Origin of the sequence: Bacillus mobilis (assembly GCF_001884045.1) — a bacterium.
In the GTDB taxonomy this organism is placed as follows: domain Bacteria; phylum Bacillota; class Bacilli; order Bacillales; family Bacillaceae_G; genus Bacillus_A; species Bacillus_A mobilis.
Window position 1 is genome coordinate 65,263 of the sequence record NZ_MACF01000123.1, and the last position, 25,147, is coordinate 90,409.

General features: G+C 34.0%; 26 protein-coding genes. 21 read left to right on the forward strand and 5 right to left on the reverse strand.

Features of this window, described 5'->3' with window-relative positions; genetic code table 11:
- Positions 1-39 precede the first annotated feature (39 nt).
- The 3 genes from tatC (at position 40) to BAQ44_RS23045 (ending at position 2,372) form a co-directional block, all read left to right on the forward strand.
- Positions 40-783 (forward strand): twin-arginine translocase subunit TatC, encoded by a 744-nt coding sequence (gene tatC, locus BAQ44_RS23035; RefSeq protein ID WP_061679536.1) that lies wholly within the window; start codon positions 40-42, stop codon positions 781-783.
- A 342-nt stretch (positions 784-1,125) separates the two neighbouring features.
- Positions 1,126-1,377 carry a DUF2535 family protein gene (locus BAQ44_RS23040; protein ID WP_063262765.1) on the forward strand — a complete coding sequence of 84 codons (252 nt, stop codon included), beginning with the start codon at positions 1,126-1,128 and terminating at the stop codon, positions 1,375-1,377.
- A 152-nt stretch (positions 1,378-1,529) separates the two neighbouring features.
- On the forward strand, positions 1,530-2,372 hold the full coding sequence (locus BAQ44_RS23045) for a DegV family protein (protein WP_071724236.1): 843 nt from the start codon (positions 1,530-1,532) through the stop codon (positions 2,370-2,372).
- 199 nt (positions 2,373-2,571) lie between these two features.
- Here the strand turns inward: BAQ44_RS23045 and BAQ44_RS23050 are convergent, their stop codons facing one another.
- Positions 2,572-3,546 (reverse strand): MBL fold metallo-hydrolase, encoded by a 975-nt coding sequence (locus BAQ44_RS23050; RefSeq protein WP_071724061.1) that lies wholly within the window; start codon positions 3,544-3,546, stop codon positions 2,572-2,574.
- Positions 3,547-3,881: 335 nt separating this feature from the next.
- On the opposite strand from BAQ44_RS23050, the gene BAQ44_RS23055 reads away from it, so the two are divergent.
- Positions 3,882-4,469 (forward strand): SCO family protein, encoded by a 588-nt coding sequence (locus BAQ44_RS23055; protein ID WP_061679538.1) that lies wholly within the window; start codon positions 3,882-3,884, stop codon positions 4,467-4,469.
- Positions 4,470-4,503: 34 nt separating this feature from the next.
- Here BAQ44_RS23055 and BAQ44_RS23060 read toward each other — a convergent pair whose 3' ends face one another.
- On the reverse strand, positions 4,504-4,968 hold the full coding sequence (locus tag BAQ44_RS23060) for an Hsp20/alpha crystallin family protein (protein ID WP_063262767.1): 465 nt from the start codon (positions 4,966-4,968) through the stop codon (positions 4,504-4,506).
- Positions 4,969-5,185: 217 nt separating this feature from the next.
- Between BAQ44_RS23060 and asnB the strand changes: the two genes are divergently transcribed.
- The 10 genes from asnB (at position 5,186) to BAQ44_RS23110 (ending at position 13,699) form a co-directional block, all read left to right on the forward strand.
- Positions 5,186-7,087, forward strand: a complete 1,902-nt coding sequence (gene asnB / locus BAQ44_RS23065) for an asparagine synthase (glutamine-hydrolyzing) (protein WP_000333823.1) — start codon at positions 5,186-5,188, stop codon at positions 7,085-7,087.
- 93 nt (positions 7,088-7,180) lie between these two features.
- Positions 7,181-7,540, forward strand: coding sequence for a GNAT family N-acetyltransferase (locus tag BAQ44_RS23070; RefSeq protein WP_063262769.1), 360 nt, complete (start codon positions 7,181-7,183; stop codon positions 7,538-7,540).
- Between the two features lie 48 nt (positions 7,541-7,588).
- Positions 7,589-7,918, forward strand: coding sequence for a hypothetical protein (locus BAQ44_RS23075; protein ID WP_071724063.1), 330 nt, complete (start codon positions 7,589-7,591; stop codon positions 7,916-7,918).
- Positions 7,919-8,258: 340 nt separating this feature from the next.
- Complete coding sequence (locus tag BAQ44_RS23080; protein ID WP_071724064.1) at positions 8,259-9,113, forward strand: phosphatase PAP2 family protein; 855 nt, start codon at positions 8,259-8,261, stop codon at positions 9,111-9,113.
- Positions 9,114-9,250: 137 nt separating this feature from the next.
- Positions 9,251-10,216: an ABC transporter substrate-binding protein gene (locus tag BAQ44_RS23085; protein WP_071724066.1), complete on the forward strand. Its 966-nt coding sequence runs from the start codon at positions 9,251-9,253 to the stop codon at positions 10,214-10,216.
- A gap of 130 nt (positions 10,217-10,346) precedes the next feature.
- Positions 10,347-11,222: a D-amino-acid transaminase gene (dat, locus tag BAQ44_RS23090; protein WP_071724067.1), complete on the forward strand. Its 876-nt coding sequence runs from the start codon at positions 10,347-10,349 to the stop codon at positions 11,220-11,222.
- Positions 11,223-11,320: 98 nt separating this feature from the next.
- Entirely contained in the window at positions 11,321-11,968 is a 648-nt protein-coding gene (locus tag BAQ44_RS23095) for a nitroreductase family protein (RefSeq protein WP_071724069.1), read from the forward strand.
- Positions 11,969-12,227: 259 nt separating this feature from the next.
- On the forward strand, positions 12,228-12,716 hold the full coding sequence (locus BAQ44_RS23100) for a putative periplasmic lipoprotein (RefSeq protein ID WP_061678457.1): 489 nt from the start codon (positions 12,228-12,230) through the stop codon (positions 12,714-12,716).
- Between the two features lie 65 nt (positions 12,717-12,781).
- A complete protein-coding gene (locus BAQ44_RS23105; protein ID WP_084669625.1) occupies positions 12,782-13,036 on the forward strand; it encodes a hypothetical protein in 255 nt (84 codons plus the stop codon).
- A gap of 114 nt (positions 13,037-13,150) precedes the next feature.
- Positions 13,151-13,699, forward strand: coding sequence for a cysteine hydrolase family protein (locus BAQ44_RS23110; protein WP_071724074.1), 549 nt, complete (start codon positions 13,151-13,153; stop codon positions 13,697-13,699).
- Positions 13,700-13,731: 32 nt separating this feature from the next.
- Here the strand turns inward: BAQ44_RS23110 and BAQ44_RS23115 are convergent, their stop codons facing one another.
- On the reverse strand, positions 13,732-14,181 hold the full coding sequence (locus tag BAQ44_RS23115) for an NUDIX hydrolase (RefSeq protein ID WP_071724076.1): 450 nt from the start codon (positions 14,179-14,181) through the stop codon (positions 13,732-13,734).
- A gap of 252 nt (positions 14,182-14,433) precedes the next feature.
- Here BAQ44_RS23115 and BAQ44_RS23120 point away from each other — a divergent pair, with 252 nt between their 5' ends.
- The 5 genes from BAQ44_RS23120 (at position 14,434) to adhP (ending at position 19,683) form a co-directional block, all read left to right on the forward strand.
- Positions 14,434-15,327 carry a mechanosensitive ion channel family protein gene (locus BAQ44_RS23120; protein WP_071724077.1) on the forward strand — a complete coding sequence of 298 codons (894 nt, stop codon included), beginning with the start codon at positions 14,434-14,436 and terminating at the stop codon, positions 15,325-15,327.
- 156 nt (positions 15,328-15,483) lie between these two features.
- Positions 15,484-16,602 carry a GAF domain-containing sensor histidine kinase gene (locus BAQ44_RS23125; RefSeq protein ID WP_071724078.1) on the forward strand — a complete coding sequence of 373 codons (1,119 nt, stop codon included), beginning with the start codon at positions 15,484-15,486 and terminating at the stop codon, positions 16,600-16,602.
- A gap of 13 nt (positions 16,603-16,615) precedes the next feature.
- Positions 16,616-17,257 (forward strand): response regulator, encoded by a 642-nt coding sequence (locus tag BAQ44_RS23130; protein WP_063262779.1) that lies wholly within the window; start codon positions 16,616-16,618, stop codon positions 17,255-17,257.
- Positions 17,258-17,438: 181 nt separating this feature from the next.
- Positions 17,439-18,293, forward strand: coding sequence for a MurR/RpiR family transcriptional regulator (locus tag BAQ44_RS23135; RefSeq protein WP_071724079.1), 855 nt, complete (start codon positions 17,439-17,441; stop codon positions 18,291-18,293).
- Positions 18,294-18,645: 352 nt separating this feature from the next.
- Positions 18,646-19,683, forward strand: coding sequence for an alcohol dehydrogenase AdhP (gene adhP / locus BAQ44_RS23140; RefSeq protein ID WP_061678450.1), 1,038 nt, complete (start codon positions 18,646-18,648; stop codon positions 19,681-19,683).
- A 129-nt stretch (positions 19,684-19,812) separates the two neighbouring features.
- Here the strand turns inward: adhP and BAQ44_RS23145 are convergent, their stop codons facing one another.
- On the reverse strand, positions 19,813-20,832 hold the full coding sequence (locus tag BAQ44_RS23145) for an ABC transporter permease (RefSeq protein ID WP_071724082.1): 1,020 nt from the start codon (positions 20,830-20,832) through the stop codon (positions 19,813-19,815).
- Entirely contained in the window at positions 20,829-21,731 is a 903-nt protein-coding gene (locus BAQ44_RS23150; protein ID WP_071724084.1) for an ABC transporter permease subunit, read from the reverse strand. Before BAQ44_RS23150 ends, BAQ44_RS23145 begins: the two co-directional genes overlap by 4 nt.
- A 510-nt stretch (positions 21,732-22,241) precedes the next feature.
- On the opposite strand from BAQ44_RS23150, the gene gntK reads away from it, so the two are divergent.
- Both gntK and BAQ44_RS23160 read left to right on the forward strand, forming a co-directional pair.
- Entirely contained in the window at positions 22,242-23,780 is a 1,539-nt protein-coding gene (gene gntK / locus BAQ44_RS23155; RefSeq protein ID WP_071724086.1) for a gluconokinase, read from the forward strand.
- Positions 23,781-23,794: 14 nt separating this feature from the next.
- The gene (locus BAQ44_RS23160; RefSeq protein ID WP_061678446.1) at positions 23,795-25,144 is read left to right on the forward strand and encodes a GntP family permease; all 1,350 of its coding nucleotides are present in this window, start codon (positions 23,795-23,797) and stop codon (positions 25,142-25,144) included.
- Positions 25,145-25,147: the final 3 nt, after the last annotated feature.

Sequence of the window (25,147 nt, forward strand, 5' to 3'; positions counted from 1 at the left end):
ATTTTCCTTGTAATGGATAAATAAAGTGTGGTGAACGAGATGGAAGATCGGGAAATGAGTGTAGTAGAACATATAGTTGAGCTTCGCAAACGAGTAATATATACAGTGCTATCCTTTGTGCTATTTTTAATTGTTGGATTTACTTTTACGAAGGATATTTATTTTTGGCTTGTAAAAGATTTACCAATGAAATTAACTGTTCTCGGTCCAAGTGATGTATTGTGGATTTTTTTCTCGATTGCTACAGTATTTGCTATCGTTTGTACAATTCCTTTTGCTGCTATACAAATTTGGTTATTTGTAAAACCGGGTTTACATCCAAATGAACAAAAAATGACAGTAATGTATATACCGGTATTGTCTATATTATTTATTGCAGGTTTATGCTTTGGATATTTCATTGTAATGCCATTTTTATTTCATTTTCTAACTACGATAGGTAATGAAATGTTTAATACGATGTTTACGACAGAAAAGTATTTTCATTTTGTTCTGAATTTAACAGTTCCATTTGCTGTGATTTTTGAATTGCCTGTAGTTGTCATGTTTTTAACGAGTATTGGACTATTGACGGCGGAATTTTTAATAAAAATAAGAAGGTATGCTTACGTAGCATTGATTATCATTGCATCGTGTATATCACCGCCAGATTTTTTATCTCATAGTTTAGTTGCGGTACCACTTATTTGTATTTATGAAATTAGTATCGCTTTATCAAAGATTGTTAGTAAGAGAAAAAAGAAAAGAGAAGAAGACATACAGTCGAAAAGTGCCTCGTTATAAAGGCACTTTTTTTATTTAGTTGTTATACTATAGCTATAAACGTATACAATATATAGAAGAAAAAAATTATAGAATCTCCAAAATTTAGACAAACTTTGCGCTTTTATATGTTTATACTGAATGTATTAAGCAATTTACGGATAACGAGTCCTCGTCTTATCGGCTATGTAGGATGGGGGATGGATTAGGTGGAGATGAATAGGGTATAAATCTTCTAACCATAAGAACTATAGGGATTGTCCAAGGATACTTTTGTATTCATAGGAGTCTCCACTTTAAACAAAGTGTTACAGCGTAAAGTAGAGGAAGTTCAAAAATCCAATAAAAAAGAGGATTGATATTGTGATTACGAAAAGTTTTTATTTCACTCATTCAACAGGGGATTGTATTAAAATATTCGAGATCCCTGTCCTACAGGCGCAGCATCCATTATCGTTTCTAATTCAGTCTCGTCTTCAATTGTTTATTGCAAAAATTCAAAAACAAAAACACCCAAGATTTTCGTATTCTTTCCGTGAATATTTACAAAATTGTTTGAAGTGGAATGATTATTTAAGTGTATATAAAACAAATACTCTCGAAAAAAATGCATGATATAGAGTGTGGACAGGGTTTGCAGCTCTGTCTTTTTCATTTTAGATATAAAAATATAATTAATTTGATTAAATTTCGTTCCAAATTGTTGAAAGCAATGGGAATACTAGTATAATAACAAGGAGAGCGTATTGGAAAGGGAAGAATATAATATGCAAAAAATTAAAATTGTAACAGATTCAACGGCGGATTTATCACAAGAGGTAATTGAGAAGTATGACATTCATGTTCTACCATTATCAATCTCTGTAAATGGACAAACATATTTAGATCGTGTTGATTTACAACCTGATGAATTTATTGAAGAAATGATCAAATCAGAGGAATTACCAAAAACATCACAACCGGCAATGGGTACATTTGTAGAAATGTATGACAAGTTAGGTGAAGATGGAAGTGAAGTGCTTTCTATTCATATGACAAGTGGAATGAGTGGTACTGTGGCAACTGCCAATAGTGCTGCATCAATGACCGATACAAAAGTAACAGTTGTTGATTCTCAATTTATTACACATGCTTTAGCATATCAAGTAATAGAAGCTGCGAAAATGGCAAATGAAGGACGCTCACTAGAAGAAATTGTAAAACGTGTAGATGAAGTGAGAAAGAACACTCGTTTATATGTAGTAGTAGATACATTAGAAAACTTAGTGAAGGGTGGGCGTATCGGTAAAGGAAAAGCGTTTATCGGTTCGCTACTTAATATAAAACCAATTGCTAGCCTCGAAGATGGTGTTTATAACCCTGTAACGAAAGTGCGTAGCCAAGGTCAAATTGTAAAAACGTTAGCTAAGTTATTTGAGGAAGATACAGCTGGAAAAGTTGTAAAAGCTGTTGCAATTCCACATGCGAAAGCAATTCCTTTAGCTGAAAATGTAAAAGCGGCTGTTGAAAAAGTGAGTGGATTTGCTCAATCAGAAATTTTCTTTACAACGCCTATTATTAGTACTCATACAGGTCCGGGAGCAATCGGATTTATGTATTTAGCGGAGTAATAAAAAAGCTACTTGAAATGAATTTTCAAGTAGCTTTTTTATGTGAATAGAAAGTAAGAAATAAGAAGGGCTATACAGGCACTACCGCTAATGATATAGCGAGTCTGCAAATATTCATTCATAGAAAACACCCACTGATTAAAGTTTCACTTTATGATTTTCTATAGTATATGTTGGATATTGAAAATAAGTAGTTACGTTATACTTGTAATGTTTCAATTTTTTCATTTGTTTGCTTATCATTTGTTACGCTATTATAAGTGAAAGTTTGGCCTAAAAAGAGTACATGTAGTTGTTCCCACGGTAACATACGTAAATTCCAATTATTTCGAAGCCTTGTTACTGCCTCACGAGGTGTTTCATCTGCGAGTGCAAAAGCTCCGTAATGCATTGGTATAAAGTGCGTAGCGTTTAAGTCTAAATAAGCTTGCACAGCCTCCTCAGGTGAAACGTGAGATATTTTCATAAACCATTCTGGTTCATAAGCTCCAATTGGCATAAGAGCAATATCAATTGAAAAGCGTTTACCAATTTCTTTGAAACCTTGGAAATAGCCACTGTCACCACAAAAATAAATGGTTTCTTTCGTTGTTTCATTATTAATAATCCATCCACCCCAGTGAGATGTATTCATATCAAATAAGGATCTTCTCGTCCAGTGCTGGGCAGGGACAAAGTGAAAGGAAACAGCACTAATTGTTGTATTTTCCCACCAATTATACTCTTCTACGTTAGTAAATTTTTTGCGAGTAAATAATTTTTTCAGTCCAATGGGTACTAGGTATAAAACATCATCATTTAGCTGGCGAAGTGTTGAAAAATCTAAATGATCATAATGACCGTGCGAAATGAGGACAATATCAATTTTAGGTAGTTCTTGTATAGAAAGACCAGGTTCCGTAAGTCTAGGAACTAATTTTAATTTTGAAGCCCATACTGGATCTGTTAATATATTTAATCCATTTATTTGGATAAGGAATGTGGAATGACCAATCCAAGTTACAGTCGTCTTTTCAAAGTTGCTTTGTAGGAATTTACTTTGTTTAACAGGTGATTGTTCTACTAAAAAAGAAAAATCCTTTTTATTTTGTTTTCGCTCTTTTCGCCAACGTAGGAAGGAACGAATTGATTTTTTTGTGCTTACATTATCCATATTTTCATAACGTTTTGTCATGAACATCACCTCATTTAAAATCGTTGTAATTGTATTGTACCGAAATGTTGTTAAGGAATACAGTGTATAACATGGATGAATGTTTAAGGTATTGTTAAAAAATAGGGGGATGCATTTACAAAAGTAACAATTAAGTTCGTTTTGCAGCTTCTATTTAGAGAAATAATAGTAAAAAAATAAATTTTGTCTAGTAATTGGCTTGAAATAAAGAAGTAACATACGTAAATTCGTACGATTTCGTGAACAAATGTAGTAAACAATTTTCTCGTAGTGTTAACTTTTGTTATGATAAACATAACCTATTTAAATTTAGGATAGAGAAAAGAGGTTTATAAATGAAGCGTTATCAAAAAGTAATTGGTCTTATGGTTGTATTTTGTCTCTTTGTACTTGCTGGATGTAGTGGATCAGGTTCAAAGCTTCGTAAACCACTGAACTGGGATTTAGAAACTTTCCAATTTACAAACCAAGATGGAAAGTCATTTGGTACAAAAGATTTAAAAGGAAAAGTTTGGGTTGCTGACTTTATGTTCACAAATTGCCAAACAGTTTGTCCACCAATGACTGCTAATATGGCAAAACTGCAAAAGATGGCAAAAGAAGAGAAATTAGACGTTCAGTTTGTTTCGTTTAGTGTAGATCCAGACCTTGATAAGCCGGAGAATCTAAAGGCTTTCATTCAAAAGTTTACAGAGGATACTAGTAACTGGAACTTATTAACGGGTTATTCGTTAGAAGATATTACAAAGTTTTCAAAAGATAATTTCCAATCACTTGTAGATAAACCTGAGAATGGTCAAGTTATACATGGAACATCATTTTACTTAATTGATCAAAACGGAAAAGTAATGAAAAAGTATAGTGGCATTAGTAATACGCCGTACGAAGACATTATACGTGATATGAAGCGATTGGTGGATTAAAAAGAAGGGTGCAAAGCACCCTTCTTTTTTTACATTAGTCTATGGATAAAATGTCATGCTGTTGTGGGAGCTTTGGTGCTCGAATTTCTAACACGCCGTTTTGATACGAAGCTTTCGCTGCTTTTTTATTAATTGAGTACGGTAATTTAATCAATCTTGATGCTTCTGAAATGGAACGTTCTCGGCGATAATAGTTATGAGATGTTTCTTCTTCGGCCTCTTCAAGTATCTCTTCTTTTACAGAGACTTTTAAGTATTCACTTTGTATTTCAATTTGAATTTGTTCTTTTTGTATACCTGGTAGTTCAGCTGTAACAACGAGTTCTTCACCAACTTCATATAAATCTACAGGGAATGTTAATAAACGGTTTCCTTTTTGGAAAAAATGATTTAAATCAGCGATTACATTGCGAAGTGGTGTTTGCTCGAAGAAATCATCAATTTGCTTTAAATAATTGCGAACCGGTGGGCGAGAAGTGTCTTTTTTTTCTTCACTCATGGTATTCCCTCCTAGAAATCAATTTGCAATATCATATGACAAAAGCGGAGAAAGGTGATTGCCTAGTTTTCATGTTTTCATAAAAAAATGTTAAAAATGTGAAATGGAGTGATTTTTTTATAGTTTTTGGTCGCCATATTCAATTGATTATGCTAGTATAAATAGGGTTGATATAGTAGTATATAGACAGAATGAAAACTGAAAGAGGGTAAGAAGTATGTGTGGTTTTGTAGGATGTTTATGTGAAAACCCTAGAGAGTTTTCAGAAACAGAAAAACATCAATTTGAAAATATGAACACGATGATTTTCCACCGCGGTCCAGATGACGAAGGATATTTTCGTGATGAACATGTACAATTTGGCTTCCGCCGTTTAAGCATCATTGACTTAGAGGCAGGACATCAGCCGCTAACTTATGAAAATGATCGATATGTAATTATTTTTAATGGTGAAATTTACAACTATGTAGAATTACGTGAAATGTTACTTGAAAAAGGTGCAACGTTTGCAACGCAATCTGATACAGAAGTTATCATTGCATTGTATGCACATATGAAAGAAAAATGTGTAGACTATCTTCGCGGTATGTTTGCATTTATGATTTGGGATCGTGAGGAGAAGAAACTTTTCGGTGCACGTGACCACTTTGGTATTAAACCTTTATACATTGCACAACAAGGTGATACTACATTCTTCGCATCTGAGAAGAAAAGTATTATGCATGTGATGGAAGATAAAGGCGTTAATCCGACGTCACTACAACATTACTTTACGTACCAATATGGTCCAGAGCCAGAAACATTAACAATTGATGTTAATAAAATCGAGCCTGGTCATTATTTCGTAAAAGAAGTCGGTAAAGAGATGGAAATCCATCGCTACTGGAAACCTTATTTCAATGCTTCAAGCGCAACGAAAGAGGAGCATATCCAAGCAATTCGTGATGTGTTATATGATTCAGTAAAAGTGCATATGCGCAGTGATGTACCAGTAGGTTCATTCTTATCTGGTGGTATCGATTCATCTATTATCGCTTCTATCGCAAGAGAAATGAATCCAAATCTTTTAACATTCTCTATTGGTTTTGAACAACGTGGCTTCAGTGAAGTTGATGTTGCCAAAGAAACTGCTGAGAAATTAGGGGTTAAAAACCATAACGTATTCATTTCAGCGAAAGAGTTTATGGATGAGTTCCCAAAAATCATTTGGCATATGGATGATCCTTTAGCAGATCCAGCAGCTGTACCATTGTACTTCGTTGCAAAAGAAGCACGTAAGCATGTAACAGTTGTTCTTTCAGGTGAAGGTGCAGACGAGCTATTTGGTGGGTATAACATTTATCGTGAGCCAAACTCACTAAAAATGTTCTCTTACATTCCTAGCCCAGGTAAGAGCGTTCTAAAAGCATTAAGTGGTGCTCTTAAAGAAGGCTTTAAAGGAAAGAGCTTCCTAGAGCGTGGATGTACGCCAATTGAAGAGCGTTACTATGGAAATGCGAAAATCTTCCGTGAAGAAGAGAAAGTTGAATTAATGAAGTATTACAATGAAAGTGTTAACTATATGGATATCACGAAACCATTGTATAACGAAATTAAAGATTATGATGATGTAAGCAAAATGCAGTACATTGACATGTTCACATGGTTACGCGGTGACATTTTATTAAAAGCTGATAAAATGACAATGGCAAATTCATTAGAACTTCGTGTACCGTTCTTAGATAAAGAAGTGTTCGATGTTGCATCTAAAATTCCAACTGAATTTAAGATTGCTAACGGAACTACGAAAGCTATTTTACGTGAAGCAGCACGCGGAATCGTTCCAGATCACGTATTAGATCGTAAAAAACTTGGATTCCCAGTACCAATTCGTCACTGGTTAAAAGACGAAATGCATGATTGGGCTATCAATATTATTAACGAGAGTAAAACAGAGCATTTAATCGACAAACAGTATGTATTAAACTTACTGGAAGCACATTGTGCAGATAAAGGCGATTATAGCCGTAAAATTTGGACTGTACTTGCGTTTATGGTATGGCACCAAATTTATGTTGAGCATAAATACGATACGAATAAGTTCCACGAAGAAACGAAACGTGCGTATAGCTTAGTTTAATTAGAAAAACCTTAAGATCGCATATGATCTTAAGGTTTTTTTCATAAATAGAACGAATTATTGATACAATAATAGTAAAAGGATGGACAACATATGATTACGTTTGAAAAAGTAAGTGTAGAAAATGAAAACGTTGTTAAAGAAATGTTTCGCTCACATAGTTTAAGTGAGAATCAGGTACAGTATTGTGTGAAAGTTGATGATACATATATTGGTGTAATAGATTATCGTGTTCAAGAGGAGAGTGCGGTTTTATCTCAGTTAATAATTCATTTTGATTATCAAAGTTACGGTTATGGAACAAATACGTATTTTACATTTGAAACGATGATGAAAGAAAGAAATGTGAAAGAGATAAAGGTAATACAAATGGAATTAACGGAACAAGCTAAATCTTTCATAGAGAGCTTTGGATTTAATGAAGAAGATGGAATATATGTGAAGAAAATATAACGATGCGTAGTTACGCGGGATAAATATAAGGCAGGTGGATATATGACGATGACTTCTGGTCTTGTATTGATTGGAGGGTGTTTTCTAGTAGCAGAGCTAACCCATATGTTCATTCGAAAAAGAATGAATAAGAAGAAAAAGCCGTATGAATTACAATATGCCCCTGTGTTTTTCCTATTATTTTGTATGCTGATTACATTACAAAACATAACGAACTTCCCACCGCTTATAAATATTTTTTTAAAGTTCGGTTTGCTGTATAGTAGCACTGGAATAGCCCTTTTATTCCTTTTGTTTTGCATACGTTATATTCACTATCAATCGTATATATTTATTTTAAATTGGTTAAAGCAAAATGATAGAAACCGCCTTACTTAAGGCGGTTTCTTTGTATTTGTAATAGCTTTGAAAGAAACAGCTTTATCTAATAGAAGTTCCATATAACACACAATACGAACTGCGATGGGTGCAATTTGAGATGAAATATAAGAAATGTGATAACAAGATACAGATGTTTTTGTATATAAAGCTCAAAAATTCATTTTAATTTATTGAAATGATTAGATGATTCTACATATTATCTGTTATTAGTATGTGGTACTATGTATTCTTAATCAGTAACGTAAGTAGGTGTATAAATTTGAAATGTGAATCAACTAGTTTATCTTAATGGCTGGCAAATAGCAGGATTAAATTTTTTAGGAGGTATCGTTTTTGTATGTTTAATATTGATATTTTATTTCTCGAATGGATGACCAGTATGGAGGGAAGTATGCTTACAATACTTTTCAAATTTATATCTAGTATTGCAAATGAAACGCTGTATTTAGTTATTATTTCGATTTTATATTGGTGCGTTTCTAAAAGAAAAGCATTTCATATGATTGTTATGCTTTGTTTCTCTGGGTATATAGGGATAGTGGTAAAAGAATTCATGAAAATTCCGCGACCGTATACATACGATGGAGTTCAAGCTTTATATGAAAAATCCGCCGCAGGTTATTCTTTTCCAAGTACACATGTCCAGTTAGGGGCAACGTTTTGGAGTTCATTCATGAGTTTATATAAAAAGAGAATCATTTGGATCATTGGAATTATTTTTATAATATTGATTGCTTTTTCTCGTCTTTATTTACGTGTACATTGGCTCAGTGATATAGTAGGTGCGGTTTTAATTAGTATCATAGTGGTTTATTTATATATGAAAGTAACAGTGGGATTAAGTGATAGGAAATTTATATTGTTACAACGAATTGTATTGGCTGTTTCACTCATTATGTATTTTATGACAGACAATATAGATAATTTTAAATTACTAGGAGTTTTGACAGGTTCTACGATTGGGATCATGTTGGAAAATCAATTTATTAAAATGAACGAAAATAATAATTTTAAAATACAAGTAGTAAAAACAGTAGTAGGTCTTAGTTTTATGTTCATGATACAGCTCATACTAAAAAAAGTAATACCTGATATGTATTATATACGTTATGTATTGACTGGAATTACAATTACTTTCTTATGCCCATTTCTTTTTCACTTGTTACGTTTAAAAAATGTGAGTAGCAAATAAGTACAAAAATATTTTGAATAAAAATGAGGTTGAAATTATATATATTGAAAAAGTTTTCTGATATATCTATTGACAATGTATGAGATATACATTAATCTTTAAATGTAAATGATAATCAATTTCAACTAGGAGGACTTATGACACGCACTAAAAATATTCTTATACTTTGCGTTATGTTACTAATGGTCGTAATCGCAGGGTGCGGTAAAGAAGAAGAAAAGAAAGATGAAGATACATCTGTAAAGGCAAAGGATTCATATAGTATAAAGCATGCAATGGGTGAAACGACAGTAAATGGTACGCCAAAAAGAGTTGTTGTTTTAACAAATGAGGGTGCTGAGGCACTTTTAACTGTTGGGGTAACGCCAGTTGGAACGACAAAACCACGTGCTGGTGATGAATGGTATCCTCATTTAGCGAAAGAGTTAAAAAATACGAAAGTAGTAGGAACTGAGCGTGACATTAATTTAGAGGCGGTAATGAAGCTTCAACCGGATCTAATTATCGGAAATAAAATGCGTCACGAAAAAATATACGAGCAGTTAAAAGAAATCGCGCCAACAGTATATGCTGAAACATTGCGCGGTGATTGGAAAGAAAACTTTATGCTATATACAAAAGCTGTAAATAAAGAAAAAGAAGGGCAAAATGCTCTTAATGATTATAAAAAGCGTATTGCAGCAATAAAAGAACAATTAGGTGATAAAATTAACTCTAAAGTTTCCATTATTCGCTTCGTCCCAGGTGATGTTCGTATTTATCAAAAAAATTCATTCTCAGGCGTTGTATTAAATGATATTGGATTTAAACGACCACCACTACAAGATAAAGATGAATTTGCGATAAAAGGAATTACAAAAGAGCAAATTCCAAACATGGACGGGGACTATATATTCTATTTCACATCTGATAAAGATGCGGATAAGAATAATGAAGGAAACACGTTAGCGAAAGAATGGACAGAAGATCCACTCTTTAAGCAGTTACAGGCTTCTAAAGATAATAAAGTATTCCAAGTAGATGAAGTGATTTGGAATACAGCAGGTGGTATTGTAGCTGCAAATCTTATGTTAGATGATATTGAAAAATATTTTCTAAAATAAATGAACGGTCGAGTACATCACTTTAAATGGGTGATGTGCTTTTTTATCTATAAAATACAGAAAATTCCTTCTTTTGAATGCGGATAAGTTGTACAATTAAACCAATCATGGAATAAAGGAGTGGGAATAAATGAAAGCTACTCATAAAGATTGGATTTTGTTTAACGGAAGAATGGTAAATACGAAGGAAGAACAGCCGATGATTCCATTAGAGGAGAGAGGCTTTCAATTTGGGGATGGTATATATGAGGTATTCAGACTATATGATGGGAAGCCACATTTATTAGATTTACATTTAGAACGATTCTTTAATTCTATGGAAGAAATAAAACTAATTCCGCCGTTTACTAAGGAAGAGTTAGTGGAAGAGTTACATCAAATGATTGAAAAAAATCAATTTCAAGAAGATGGGAATGTATATTTGCAAATATCAAGAGGTGCTCAAGCGCGTAATCATGTGTATGAATCAAATATGGAGCCAACATATTTTGCAAATATAGTTTCGTTTCCAAGGCCAATTAATGCAATGGAACGAGGAATAAAAGTTACTGTAGAAGAGGATATACGCTGGAAGTTCTGTCATATAAAATCTTTAAACCTGCTACCTAATATTATGATTAAAAATAAAATAAACGAACAAGGCTATCAAGAAGCGATATTAGTACGAGATGGAATTGTAACGGAAGGGTGTCATTCAAATTTCTTTATGGTGAAAAAGAATAAATTAATTACACATCCGGCTGACAATTTCATTCTCCACGGCATTACACGTCAATTCGTTATTACATTAGCGAAAGAGTTACATATTGAAGTAGAAGAACGAGAATTTTCACTACAAGAAGTATTTGAAGCTGATGAGTGCTTCTTCACAGCGACACCACTTGAAATATTCCCAGTCGTTCAAATAGGTGATGAACAGTTTGGAACCGGGGGAAGAGGCCCAATTACAAAGAAACTCCAAGTTGCATATGAAGAAAGTATTCGTTTGTTTAAAGTTACGAACTAATATTGAAGAAAAAAGCTGGTATTCCTCCAGCTTTTTTTCATGATATAATTCAAGCATAGGACAAGATTTGAAAACGCTGTAAAAAGGGGATTTAATGTATGAATTATGAAGATTTTAAAGAAGTAATTCACGGTAGACGAAGTGTTAGGAAGTTCACAGAACAAGAAGTATCCACTAGTGATATAAAAGAAATTATTGATTGTGCTCGTTATGCACCGAGTGATACGAACTCACAAACTTGGGAGTTTTTGGTCATAATGAACCGAGAGAAAATTAAAGAAATTGAACAAATGACATGGGATGCATTACATAAACTTGCGGCAAAAGCGGCAGAAAACGGAGAAGAGAAAGCAGGGAAATTACTTACACGTTCTTTCGGACCATATGCGACAGCTTTCTCGGAGGCACCAGTATTAATCGTGTGTTTGGCAACACCATATGAATCAAAATTTCGCGAAAAGATATTTGATCCAATTGCTTTTGTTCCAGATTCAGTTTGGGAAGAAGAAGGGATTAAGAGTAGCTGTTTAGCAGCACAAAATTTAATGTTAGCTGCGCATGCGAAGGGGCTTGGTACTTGTCCGATGACAGGACCGGTATTGTTAGCTCAAGATGAACTACGACAATATTTACAAATTGAGTCTGAAAAACAAATAAATATGGTTATTTCACTCGGTTTCCCGAAAGATAAGCCGAAGAAACTTCCAAGAAAAGAAGTAGATGAGATTACAACATTTGTTTTTTAAAGCTCAAAATAAAAAGACATTGTATGAACAATGTCTTTTTATTTTGGACAGGTATGTAATTAATCTGTTGGGCTAAAATGATAGATAAGAGGGAATTACTATTTATTTCATAAAAAAAATTAATGTTCTATTAAGGAAAGTATGATACATTAATCGTGAGCAATATTCTATTTGTTCATGAAAGTGTTGAAAGTAGTCTTAAAATTTAAAAGTTATTTTTGTATAATAAATTATAATGAAATGACAGGGGGGATGAATTTTGAAAAAATTCATAATCACTGGATTGTCTGTATTGTTACTAGCTGGTTGCGGTACTCCACAGGAAAAAGAGGGTACACAATCAAAGCAGGAAGAAAAGGTTGTAAACGCGAGTAATGAGAATATAGTTTTATTTCCTGAGGGAGCAGTGCCAATTGGAGAAGGAAAAGTAAAAGTTATTACACCAGATGGCACGTCTGAGAATGGTAATATACCGGCTGTATTCATCAAAAAGGATACTTTAATTCAACATGTTGAATTAGAGCTTTCTAATTTTCAAAACGATAAAGAAACGTTTGTATTTGTAGATCAAGTATATGCAGATAAATATCAAGTCACTAGTACAACACAGACAACAGTACAATTAAAAGAAAAGATGCTTGAGACAGGTAGCCATACGATTACTGCAGTTCAGTATGAAAACAATGACCCGAAAGGAAAGGTTATTAGTTTTAATCAAGCAACATTTGAAACAAAACCTGCGACTTAATAAGAATAAAAAGCACATTACTCAAAAAGTAGTGTGCTTTTTTGTTTGGAATAGCGGATGTAATAGTGAATAACTTGTTTCGCTTTCTAATACGATTAAGTAGGAAGAACTCACTTGTTATTACTATGGCAGAGAAAGAGGTTGAAGGTGTGAATCGATGTATCCGTATTGTTTTGATTATTTTAACGATGTCAGTCATTTGGTTTACGATTCAAGAGGTGACTCAAATTACACTTGACTATCAAATTCACGATTTGTTAATAGGGGCTATTTGTTTTACCATTGTTTATCTATTATATGATAAACTCGGATTAAGGTAAGTTTTAAAAGAGAAATGTAGGTATTTCATTTGAAATGTCGAATAGTACATACGATGTCGTAATAACAAATTTTCTATTGTTTACTGTGAAACAGAAGAAGGGGAGAGAGTAGTTATGAAACGAGCTCTTATTAATATTGATTATACATATGATTTTGTAGCTGAAAAAGGTGCTTTAACTTGCGGGAAACCAGGGCAAGAAATTGAGAAGGAAATTGTACATATAACGAAGCAATATATTGAAAATGGAGATTACGTTGTCTTTGCGATTGATAAACATGAAGAAAATGATGTATATCATCCAGAATCAAAGTTATTCCCGCCTCATAATATAGCAGGTACAAATGGAAGAGATTTGTTTGGGGAATTACAAGATGTGTACGAAACATATAAAAATTCAGAGAATGTATATTATATGGATAAAACACGATATAGTGCATTTGCAGGAACAGACTTAGAGATGAAGTTAAGAGAAAGAGGAATAGAAGAAGTTCATCTTGTTGGTGTTTGTACTGATATTTGTGTTCTTCACACAGCAGTAGACGCTTATAATAAAGGATTTAAAATTGTAGTTTATGAAAAAGCAGTTGCATCTTTTAATGCGCAAGGACATGAATTTGCACTTGGACATTTTAAGTCATGCTTACATGCAGAAGTAAAGTAAAAAAGAGGCCTTTAAAAAGGTCTCTTTTTACTTTAAATTTTGACGACGTTTTGCTCGATTAGTTTTTTTATGAACGGACTAATTTTTTCTGGTAACCCATTTAAATCAAAAAATTGTACATGTAGTGATTCGAATCCATCAGCTTTTAATGTACCGCCTGTAATGTCTTTGCAAAGATATGCGATCGTGATAGGATAAAATTCATCTCCGTTCGGTAATTTCACAAAAAATTCTTTTCCAGAAAAGACGCTTATTAACTGTAAGGTTCCGATTTCAATCCCTGTTTCTTCAAGCACTTCTCGTCTTCCGGCTTCTTCTGTTGATTCACCAAGCTCTACAAATCCTCCAGGGACACCCCAAATACCATTTCGCCTTTGTTGTAGTAGTATTTGTCCTTGTTCATTGAAAACTGCTACAGCAACGCCAGCTAAATTGAGTGGTCTTGATCCAATAACTTCTCTTAGCTCTTCGATATAACCCATTGTGAGTAACCTCCGCGAGTCAAAATATTTTCAAATGAACTATTCGACATTATGTTAATATTTCCCTTTTGATGGAGGTAAGTATTGCGGTCTTAAAATAAAGTCATTTAAAAAAATTCAATTGTTAGCTCCCTTTAAATAATGAAAAAGGGTATATTTATAGAAGAATGTGTAACAAGTTTTAAGAAAATCAAAAAGTATTACAATAAATCAGCATTATATGAAATTTTCATTAGTTAAGGAAGTGGATGGATGAGTTTATTAACGTATACTGAAGAATTTTTTAATTATGTAAGAGAGTTTTTACTTTTAAGGTTTTTACTATTTGCTTTAGTTCTAATCATTATTTCTTTTGTAATCAACCGTATTATTGATTGGTTTTTTAGGAAATCAAGCTTTTTTGATGAAGAGGTAGAGCAAACGATTCAAAGTGTGATTCGATCTATTTTTAGATATATCATTATCATTAGTCTCATCATATATTTAATTAGCCAATTTGTAGATATAAAAAGTATCATTGCAGGTGCAGGGATAGCGGGGGTTGTTATCGGTTTTGCTGCACAACAGATGTTAAAAGATGTTATATTAGGCTTTGCGAGATTAGCGGACAAAGAGTTTCGTGTTGGCGATTTTGTTACTTTTAACGGAACAAATTCAGGAACGATTGAGGAAATTAGTATTCGTTTTATGCAAATTCGTGAATGGTCAGGAAAACTTCTAACTATACCACATGGAGAGATTAGAACGATACAAAATTTTAATAAAGGATGGATGCGCGTAATTGAACGGATTACGGTAAGTTATCAGGAAGATCCTACAAGAGTTAAGGAATTGTTAGAAGAAGTTTGTGTAAATTGTAATGAAAAATTGGCTCCGAGTCTTTATAAAGTAGAGGATGAAGCTGTTGAGCCGTTTAAATATGTTGGGGTTACAGATTTAAATCCGAATCTTAAATACGTTGGATATGAATTTTGTATTACAGGTTTAATAAAGCCAGAAGATTATTTTGAAACTTCTAGACAAGTAAGATTTGAATTAATGACTATGTTCCATAAGAATCAAGTGCAGATGCCAGCAGCAAATATGGTCGTTACTGCTGAAAGCTTACAGCATGCCCGTGCTGGACAATCTTTATCGGACAGCTAAAGTAGAACAGTTTGTTAACAAAATTCTGCATCCAACATGGGATAGAAAAATAATAATAAAATGATTGAGATAAAGAAAGAGCTGAAGGAATTCAGTTCTTTTTAATTTGTAGAATTTAGAAATTTCTTAATGTTATAATGATAGGTGGTGATGAGAATGAACTTTGAAGAAAAAGAGATGCATCGTTTAGAAGCATTAAAAGCAATTGCTGAATTATTAAATGAAGCAACAGACTTACAAGACATGTTAGAAAAAGTGTTACATACATTGTTACAAGTTATGAATTTACAAACAGGGTGGATATTCTTTATCGATGAAAGTGGAAAGCACCGTATGCTTGTAGATCAAAACTTACCTCCAGCTCTTACGTGGCAAGAAAAAAAGCCAATGTGTGAAGGAGACTGCTGGTGTGTAGAGCGTTTTGTGAATGGCAGATTGGAAAAAGCGACAAATATTATTGAATGTAAGCGAATAGAGGATGCGATTGAATGTAATTGGGGAGAGACCAAAGATGTTACGCATCATGCGACAATTCCTCTTAGGTCTGGATCGGAAAAGTTTGGTCTATTAAATGTGGCCTCGCCTCAAAAAACACATTTTTCAGAGGAAGAATTAGCATTATTAGAATCGATTGCATTTCAAATAGGAACGACAATACGACGTATTCAGTTAGTAGAAAAAGAACGTAAATATGTAGTGGTAGCTGAAAGAAATCGATTAGCTCGTGATTTACATGATTCAGTAAAACAATTGTTATTTTCTATTATGCTAACAGCAAAAGGTACTCTAAATATGACGCAAGATAGAGAATTGCAAGAGATGTTAAGTTATATTGGAGAATTATCACAGGAAGCATTACAAGAAATGACACTTTTAATTTGGCAATTAAGACCGGAAGGATTAGAGAAAGGTTTAGCAGAAGCAATTAAAAATTACGGGAAGTTGTTAGGGATTTTTGTGGAAGTTCGAATTGATGGAATGGTTTCAATTGGGGATGAAATAGAAGAAGTTTTATGGCGTATTAGTCAAGAAGCAATACATAATTGTAAAAAACATGCTTCATGTGAAAAGGTAAATGTTCTTTTAAAAATAGAAAATAACCAGCTATATTTTTACATAGAGGATAACGGAATAGGATTTATACAAGATAACGTAAGAGAGACAGCGCTCGGTTTAAAAAGTATGAAGGAACGTATTCAGTTAATGAAGGGATCGTTTCAAATAAAAACGGAGTTGAAAAAGGGTACGAAAATTGAAATTCAATTGCCGGTTTAAAGGGGAGAATAGGTTGAAGATTAAATTACTTTTAGTTGAGGATCATCATATCGTTCGAAGAGGACTTGTATTCTTTTTGAAAACGAGAGAAGAATTTGAAATTGTTGGGGAAGCAGAAAATGGGGAAGAGGCATTAACATTCGTCCAAACAAAAAGGCCAGATATAGTATTAATGGATCTATCAATGCCGAAGATGGATGGTATTGAAGCAACAAAACGAATAAAACAGTATGATGAGACAATAAAGATACTTATATTAAGCAGTTTTTCAGAGCAAGATTATGTTTTACCAGCACTAGAAGCTGGAGCAGATGGTTATCAATTAAAAGAAGTACAACCGGAGCAACTTGTAGCTTCTATCATTGCAGTACAGGAAGGGAATGCGAATTTTCACCCGAAAGTAACACCAGCACTCTTAGGACGGTCAGCGGTTAAAAAAGAAAACCCATTTTCCATGTTAACGAAAAGAGAGCAAGAAGTACTTCGTGAAATTGCGAAAGGGAAAAGCAATAAGGAAATTGCAGCAGAGCTTCATATTACAGAACAAACTGTAAAAACACATGTTTCAAATGTTTTAGCTAAGTTGGAAGTAGATGATCGTACGCAAGCTGCATTATATGCGGTGAAACATGGAGGGAATAATAAATATGAATAATTATGTACCATGTTGCGACAGAATACATAGGAGTCTTTAAAATTTTGCGGGATAATAATCAGAGGGAGATGTACAATACTCTCGTTAATTAAAATTTCAATTTATAGTAGTGCCAAATAAAGGTTTTTCTTCTTTCGATAATTAGGTACAATAAAGCTACGATGGAAGGGGAAGATATGCTATGCCAGGTACAAGAAATGGGCTTGGAAAGATTCAGGCTTCGTTAAACGGTTTATCACCGAAATTGCGAAGTATTGCTGAACATATTTTGAAACATCCACAAGATGTTGTACATAAATCTATTACAGAATTAGCTGAAGTTACGAATAGCTCCGAAGCTACGATATTCCGCTTATGTAAGCATCTTGGTTTTCAAGGGTTTCAAGATTTAAAGATTACATTAGCTCGTGAAATTGTACATACTCCAATGCAAAATATTCATGAAGAAGTATCGGCGGAAGATAGTATGGTAACTGTTGCTAAAAAAGTTTTTCATTCGCATATTACAGGACTGCAAGATACATTACATTTGCTAAACGATACAGCACTAGAGCAAGCGGTAAAAGTATTGCAAGATACAAGCCATATTGAGTTTTATGGAAATGGTGGTTCCGGTATTATTGCGATGGATGCATATCATAAATTTATGAGAACAGGTATTTCTTGTATTGCTCATACAGATTCACATTTTCAAATTATGGGTGCGGGTTTACTAACTAAAGAAGCAGTGGTCATTGCAATTTCTCATTCTGGTAGCAATAAAGGGTTACTGGAAGCGTTAGAAGTAGCAAAAGCAAGGGGAGCTCGCATTATTGCAATTACGAGCTATCAGAAATCAGCATTAAGTCAACTTGCTAATATTACTTTATATACTTCAACACGTGAGACGGAATTCCGTACAGAAGCCAGTTCATCAAGATTAGCACAGTTAAGTTTATTAGATACTTTATACGTTGGGTTATCGTTACAACGCCAAGAAGAAACGTTGCAAAATTTACAAAGTATACGTGAAACAATTTCGATGAAACGAATATAAAAGGTCCTTCAATTGAAGGGCTTTTTATATTGGGCAATAGTCTTTTGTGAAAATTTGATGATTATAATTTCCTGTTTTAAAAAATCTGTATTAATGGAGTCTTATACTCCCACGTAGAGTTCTAATAAACTATAAATAAATGCAATTTCGGTTTTCCCCTCAAATAAACATTTGGTTAATAATTCAAATATTGTTCAATATTTAACAATAAGCTTTTAAAATTACATGTTATGATGAACCTGTAATGATGATTGAACATTTAAATTTGGCATAATGATTAGCCAAATCAGTGAAGACAGAAGTTTTGAGATGTACTCATTAAAATTCTAAAACACTAAAGGGGAGATCACATATGAAAGCAGTAGTAGTTAATAAAAATAGTAAAGCAAACATTGAAGTTATCGAAAAGGAATTACGTCCGTTACACTCAGGTGAAGCGTTAGTAGATGTAGAGTATTGTGGGGTTTGTCATACTGATTTACACGTTGCAAATCATGATTTTGGAAACACAGATGGCCGTATTCTTGGTCATGAGGGTGTAGGTATTGTTACGAAACTTGCTGATGATGTTACTTCACTAAAGATAGGTGATCGTGTAAGTATTGCATGGATGTTCCAATCTTGTGGACGTTGTGAATATTGTGTAACTGGTAGAGAAACATTTTGCCGTGAAGTTAAGAATGCTGGTTATTCAGTAGATGGTGGTATGGCGGAGCAATGTATTGTTACAGCTGACTATGCGGTGAAAGTACCAGAAGGATTAGATCCTGCTCAAGCATCATCAATTACATGTGCGGGCGTAACTACATATAAAGCAATAAAAGTATCACATATTAAACCTGGTCAACCTATCGTTATCTATGGTTGTGGTGGATTAGGTAACCTAGCTATCCAATATGCTAAAAACGTATTTGGTGCAAAGGTAATTGCAGTAGATATTAATGATGATAAATTAGCCTTAGCAAAAGAGGTTGGAGCTGATATGACTATCAATCCAATTTCTCAAGGTCCTGCTGATAAGATTGTGCAAGATGAGTTTGGTGGTGCTTATGCTGCTGTAGTAACAGCTGTTTCTAAAGTAGCATTCAACTCAGCAGTTGATGCAGTACGTGCTTGTGGTAAAGTCGTTGCAGTCGGTTTACCAGTAGAAACTATGGATTTAAACATTCCGCGACTTGTATTAGATGGAATTGAAGTAGTTGGTTCTCTAGTCGGTACACGTAAGGACTTAGAGGAGGCATTCATGTTCGGTGCAGAAGGCAAGGTAGTGCCGGTTGTTCAAACGTGTTCTCTAGATAAAGTACAAAATGTATTCGAAGAAATGGAACAAGGTAGAATTCAAGGACGTATGGTAATCGATTTTAAACAGCATAATTGTGATTGTAAATAATTCACTTTAAATATAAAGAATATGAGTCTAGCAAAGGATATTAAAAAAGTTAGACGGCATAAAGAAGCTGATCCCTGCATTCAACAAGGATCAGCTTTTTTAATAGCAATGCTGATTAATGAGAAATGATTAAAGGTTCACTTTATCTGCAAACGAAAAAGAATCTTTACTTTTAACAAATTTTTTATGATCTGGAACGGTTTGAATTGCTACTGCTTGTAAATCTCTTGCTTTCAGTGCATCCTGAATCCCGATTGTCATAAGTTTAATAAAAAGAATCGTAATAAAGAATGAAACGAGAGTATAAAAAATAATCCACCATGAAAGATTCATTTCATAACGATTTAATCCAATAAGTCCTGCCCAATCATTAGATAGAGAAACAGGTTTGAGCACTCCGTCATAGAGTTCCCGCATTTGTATCCCGCCAATTACAATGTCAAGCAACGCTAAATGGATAACGAGTATGAGTGCTTGGACGATATGTTCCATGAATAACACAAATAAGCGATCAACTAATAAGACTCGTAAGTGTTTTTTGATAATATGAAAACGGCTAGCCCCTAGCAATTGGGAACTTAAAATGTAATCTTTTTTCATAAATTCATCAACCTCTGAGGATATATATAAAGAAAGTGTAGGCAGAGCGACGAAAATAAGTACGAGTACTTGATAAAACGCAAATGAAATATTTGGATCTAATCTATCAGCATTTGATACGATTACAATATTAACGGGCGTGATGAGTATAAATGCGATAAATAAAGTAGGAATGTAATAAAAAACTTCTGAGCATGACTGGAAAAATCTCTTGAATTTTGGAGCATATAAACTTAAGAGGATTCCTATACATGTTCCGAATAAAATTCGAAAGAAGCTAATTGCCACGGCTAATAAAATGGTAAATTTTGCTCCTTCTATAATTTGTAAGAAAACAGATTCTCCAAAACGATCAGATCCAAAAGGCGGTATTAACGATGGTGGAAAGGGGGCCTTTCCAAGTAATTCGTTATTGTCATTGTAAAGTAACTGAGGAGTTTTTGGAATGGTATCTTTAAAGAACCAGCTATAAATAAAACTCGCTGAAACAAGTATAAATAAATAAGTAAAGCCGATTAAAAATCGTTTTGATTTCCAAATAGATTTCATAGAGCTGCTCCTTTCAATTGCTTTTGCCATTTATTCATGATGAGAGAGAGTATTTGGAAAATGGCGTAAAACGGTAAAATAATCATGACAAGTATGATAAATGCAGCTGGAGGTGAAATAAACGCCTTTTTAAATAAAAATTGAATAATGCCTTGCATATTAAAAACGAATTCTAAAATGAATAAGTTAGACAGTAAGAAAACAAAAATCGTTTTTAAATGGTGGAAGAAGTGGATAGATGTATTTTTGAATAAATGAATACAAAGTATATAACTTGATGAAAGGCCTTTGCCATATGCAACCTCTACGTAATGTTTTCCATGTTCTTCTTTTATGTATAACACCATCATTCGAAACATTTGTAATGTAGGTAAAACAGATAAAGATAAAATAGGGAGTAAATAAGCTCGATTTTCAGTATAGGAAATAATGGTGAAAGGAGCTTCTCCGAATTTCTGAAGTACCCATATGAAAAAGATTTGCAAACAAATCATCATCATCATATCAGGGACAGCTTCTAATATGAACACAATTCGGTTTATCCATTTTTTTATATAATCTTTTGCTAAAAAATAAAAAAATGCCATGCTAGATGAGATAAAGAGTGCAAGCAAAAAGGCTACAAATAATACAGTAAATGAATATAGATAAGGTTCTAAAACAGTTGGAAATAATGGTGTTGTTTTTAAATGACCATACTTTGGGTCTGATCCTATAACCAACAATGATTCAGGGGAGAAAACCTGTTTTAACAGAGTAACGATCTGGTCAAAAAAATAAATGGGTTGAAAGGTAAATCCTTGTTGAGTGATAAATAAATAAGGTAAATTTAATAATAGTAACAGTGATAAAAGAATGGATGAAAGCTTAATTGTGAATTGAGATATTTTATGTAACATTAAATCCCTCCGACATCTTTTTACAACATTATACAATAAAGTTTAAAATATTGTTTTATTTTTCTGAAAAATATAAATACTATTAGATTTTATAGTATGGAACATATATTTACAAGTTAATAAAGTGATAGTAGGATCCGCGTTCTAAGATTATTAGGATAAAAGCACGAGTGTACCTAATGCAATAAAAACAAACAAGGGTAAAAATTGCCATTGCGGAGGTAGTTGCTGTACAACTCCTTTTTCATGCAAATGTGTAGAATGTATGGAAGGACCATGTATGTGGTGTTAATCAGAGGAAAGGAATGTTTTGCGAAACGAATATAATGCAACTTTAGCCCACGGATAAGCTAAAGTTAGTATGTAAGTGAAATGGAATGAGGGGATTTATTTTTTGTGATGAAAAAAATTTTCTTTTTAAAACTTGATTAAAGAAAAAATATTTTATATACTAATTCATGTAAACGGTTTACTAAATCGTATTTTGCTAGAAACGAAGGGAAGATTCGCATGGAAACAAGGGGGAGAGTTATCGGGATTGATATCGGTACCACAAGTACAAAAACGGTTGTGTTCACAGAAAAAGGAAAAGTCGTTGCATCACATGCAGTTGATTATCCAATTATTCAACCGAACGTCGGATGGGCTGAGCAAGATCCTGATGTAATATGTGCTGCTTTATATAAAACTGTAAGCGTTGCCATCAAAAAAGGTAACGTGTTACCAGAAGATATTTCTTCAATCGGTATTAGTTCAGCGATGCACGCATTAATTGCAGTAGATGAAAATGGTGCGCCATTAACGCGTTCTATCATTTGGGCAGATAATCGAAGTACGAAGCAATCAGAAAAATTATTACAACATATGAATGGGCATGACATTTATAGACGAACGGGTACACCAATTCATCCGATGTCGCCGCTTTCTAAATTATTGTGGATGAAAGAGGAAGAGCCAGAATTATATGCGAGTGCTTATAAATTTATTTCCATTAAAGAGTATGTTTTGTATCAATTATTCTCACGTTACGTAGTGGATTATTCGATAGCATCTGCAACTGGGTTATTTAATTTAGAAACATTAAACTGGGATGAAGATGTTTTAACGATGTTACATATGTCACCAGAACAATTATCCACACCTGTGCCAACTACATATATTTTATCGGGTATGAAGCCTGAATTAGCACAAAAGATGGGCATTCGTGAAGATACCCCAGTTGTTATTGGTGCAAGTGATGGTGTCCTTGCGAATGTAGGCGTTGGGGCAATATCTCCTGGATCGGCTGCAATTACGATTGGAACAAGTGGTGCGGTTCGAACAATTTCATCAAGTGTTAATACAGATGAAAAAGGAAGAACGTTTTGTTATGCATTAACAGACGAGCACTGGGTGATAGGCGGGCCAACGAATAACGGCGGAATATTATTGAGATGGTTACGTGATGAATTTGGTAGCCCAGAACAAGAAGTAGCAAGGAAACTTGGCATTGATCCTTATGATTTATTAATTAAATATGCGGAAAGTGTACCAGCTGGAGCAGGTGGATTGCTATTTTTACCGTTTCTTTCTGGAGAACGTGCACCTTACTGGAATGCAAATGCGCGTGGTACATTCTTTGGAATTAACCTTCAGCATAAACGAGAACATTTTATACGAGCAGTTATGGAAGGTGTTTGTATGAGCGTATATTCTGTTGCACTTGCAATTAGGGATTGTACAGGGCCACTTACTGAAATACGCGTTTCAGGAGGATTTGCGAAATCTGCATTTTGGAGACAAATGCTATCCGATATGATGGGAAAAGAATTGCTTGTTCCTGAAAGTCATGAAGCATCTGCGCTTGGGGCAGCGGCAGTTGCTTTATATGCTGTAGGAAAAATTGATTCTCTTGAAGAGGTAAAGGATTGGATTGATATTGTTCATCACCATGTACCGAATAAAGAAAATACGGCTATATATTTAGAAATGTTTTATATGTATGAACGACTTTACAATCGCTTGAAAGAAGAATTTGATTGTATAGCTGCTTTCCAACGTAAACAATAGGGGGATTGGGAGAAATGGTAGTTGGGATCGTACTAGCGGCAGTTGTCATACTACTTTTACTTATTACGGTAGTAAAGTGGCATCCATTTGTCGCGTTAATTTTAACAGCAATTGGTGTAGGGCTAGCAATGGGAATGCCATTGATTGGAACTTCACCAAAAGATCCAGGGATTATCGACTCTATTAAACTAGGGCTTGGTAATACGTTAGGGTTTTTAGCGATAGTTTTAGCATTAGGAACGATGCTTGGAAAAATGATGGCCGAATCTGGCGGTGCTGAACGAATTGCTACAACATTAATTGATCGTTTTGGGAAGAAACGTGTTCACTGGGCAATGATGTTCGTTGCATTTTTAGTAGGGATTCCAGTATTTTTCCAAGTTGGTTTTGTACTATTAATACCATTGGTATTTACAATTGCGTTAGAAACAGGGGTATCACTTATTACAATCGGTATTCCACTAGTAGCAGGACTATCTGTTGTACACGGACTTGTTCCACCGCATCCAGCAGCGATGGCAGCGGTAGGTATTTTTAAAGCAGATGTAGGGAAAACAATTTTATATGCATTAATTGTCGGACTTCCAACTGCAATCATTTCAGGTCCGCTTTACGGGAAATGGATTGGTGCTCGTATACATAAAGAAGTGCCATTAGATATAGCAGAGCAATTTATTGAAAGAGATAAGAAGAAGGAACTTCCTAGTTTCGGAAATACATTGTTTACGATTTTACTTCCAGTATTTCTAATGCTAGGTGCATCGATTGCGGAAGTCGCGCTAAGCAAAACAAGTCAACTTGCACAAGTATTGCATTTTATTGGAGATCCAATCGTCGCATTATTAATTGCAACGATATATTCTTTCTTTAGTCTTGGTTATGCAAAAGGTTTCTCAAAAGATAAAGTATTACAATTTACAAATGATTGTTTAGGGCCAATTGCGAACATATTGTTAGTTATTGGTGCAGGCGGCGCGTTTAATAAAGTATTATTAGATTCTGGAATTGGAACGACAATCGCAGAAATGGCGAAAGAATCTCATATTTCACCGATATTATTAGGTTGGGGAATTGCGGCACTTATCCGAATTGCGACGGGATCTGCTACAGTTTCTATGATGACAGCAGCTGGAATTGTAGCACCGATTGCAGCAAGTACACCAGGAGTAAACGTTGAACTGTTAGCACTTGCAACAGGTGCAGGATCATTAATTTTATCACATGTAAATGATTCTGGATTTTGGATGATTAAAGAGTATTTTGGAATGACTGTGAAAGAAACATTATTAACATGGACTGCAATGGAGACCATATTATCTGTTGTAGCACTTGGACTAATTTCGTTATTAAATATATTTGTATAGAAT

Excerpts from the sequence above, each read along its gene's own strand:
- tatC (WP_061679536.1), top strand. The coding sequence starts at position 40 with ATGGAAGATCGGGAAATGAGTGTAGTAGAACATATAGTTGAGCTTCGC.
- BAQ44_RS23045 (WP_071724236.1), top strand. The coding sequence starts at position 1,530 with ATGCAAAAAATTAAAATTGTAACAGATTCAACGGCGGATTTATCACAA.
- BAQ44_RS23050 (WP_071724061.1), bottom strand. The coding sequence starts at position 3,546 with ATGACAAAACGTTATGAAAATATGGATAATGTAAGCACAAAAAAATCA.
- BAQ44_RS23055 (WP_061679538.1), top strand. The coding sequence starts at position 3,882 with ATGAAGCGTTATCAAAAAGTAATTGGTCTTATGGTTGTATTTTGTCTC.
- BAQ44_RS23060 (WP_063262767.1), bottom strand. The coding sequence starts at position 4,968 with ATGAGTGAAGAAAAAAAAGACACTTCTCGCCCACCGGTTCGCAATTAT.
- asnB (WP_000333823.1), top strand. The coding sequence starts at position 5,186 with ATGTGTGGTTTTGTAGGATGTTTATGTGAAAACCCTAGAGAGTTTTCA.
- BAQ44_RS23070 (WP_063262769.1), top strand. The coding sequence starts at position 7,181 with ATGATTACGTTTGAAAAAGTAAGTGTAGAAAATGAAAACGTTGTTAAA.
- BAQ44_RS23075 (WP_071724063.1), top strand. The coding sequence starts at position 7,589 with ATGACTTCTGGTCTTGTATTGATTGGAGGGTGTTTTCTAGTAGCAGAG.
- BAQ44_RS23080 (WP_071724064.1), top strand. The coding sequence starts at position 8,259 with ATGTTTAATATTGATATTTTATTTCTCGAATGGATGACCAGTATGGAG.
- BAQ44_RS23085 (WP_071724066.1), top strand. The coding sequence starts at position 9,251 with ATGACACGCACTAAAAATATTCTTATACTTTGCGTTATGTTACTAATG.
- dat (WP_071724067.1), top strand. The coding sequence starts at position 10,347 with ATGAAAGCTACTCATAAAGATTGGATTTTGTTTAACGGAAGAATGGTA.
- BAQ44_RS23095 (WP_071724069.1), top strand. The coding sequence starts at position 11,321 with ATGAATTATGAAGATTTTAAAGAAGTAATTCACGGTAGACGAAGTGTT.
- BAQ44_RS23110 (WP_071724074.1), top strand. The coding sequence starts at position 13,151 with ATGAAACGAGCTCTTATTAATATTGATTATACATATGATTTTGTAGCT.
- BAQ44_RS23115 (WP_071724076.1), bottom strand. The coding sequence starts at position 14,181 with ATGGGTTATATCGAAGAGCTAAGAGAAGTTATTGGATCAAGACCACTC.
- BAQ44_RS23120 (WP_071724077.1), top strand. The coding sequence starts at position 14,434 with ATGAGTTTATTAACGTATACTGAAGAATTTTTTAATTATGTAAGAGAG.
- BAQ44_RS23125 (WP_071724078.1), top strand. The coding sequence starts at position 15,484 with ATGAACTTTGAAGAAAAAGAGATGCATCGTTTAGAAGCATTAAAAGCA.
- BAQ44_RS23135 (WP_071724079.1), top strand. The coding sequence starts at position 17,439 with ATGCCAGGTACAAGAAATGGGCTTGGAAAGATTCAGGCTTCGTTAAAC.
- adhP (WP_061678450.1), top strand. The coding sequence starts at position 18,646 with ATGAAAGCAGTAGTAGTTAATAAAAATAGTAAAGCAAACATTGAAGTT.
- BAQ44_RS23145 (WP_071724082.1), bottom strand. The coding sequence starts at position 20,832 with ATGAAATCTATTTGGAAATCAAAACGATTTTTAATCGGCTTTACTTAT.
- BAQ44_RS23150 (WP_071724084.1), bottom strand. The coding sequence starts at position 21,731 with ATGTTACATAAAATATCTCAATTCACAATTAAGCTTTCATCCATTCTT.
- gntK (WP_071724086.1), top strand. The coding sequence starts at position 22,242 with ATGGAAACAAGGGGGAGAGTTATCGGGATTGATATCGGTACCACAAGT.
- BAQ44_RS23160 (WP_061678446.1), top strand. The coding sequence starts at position 23,795 with ATGGTAGTTGGGATCGTACTAGCGGCAGTTGTCATACTACTTTTACTT.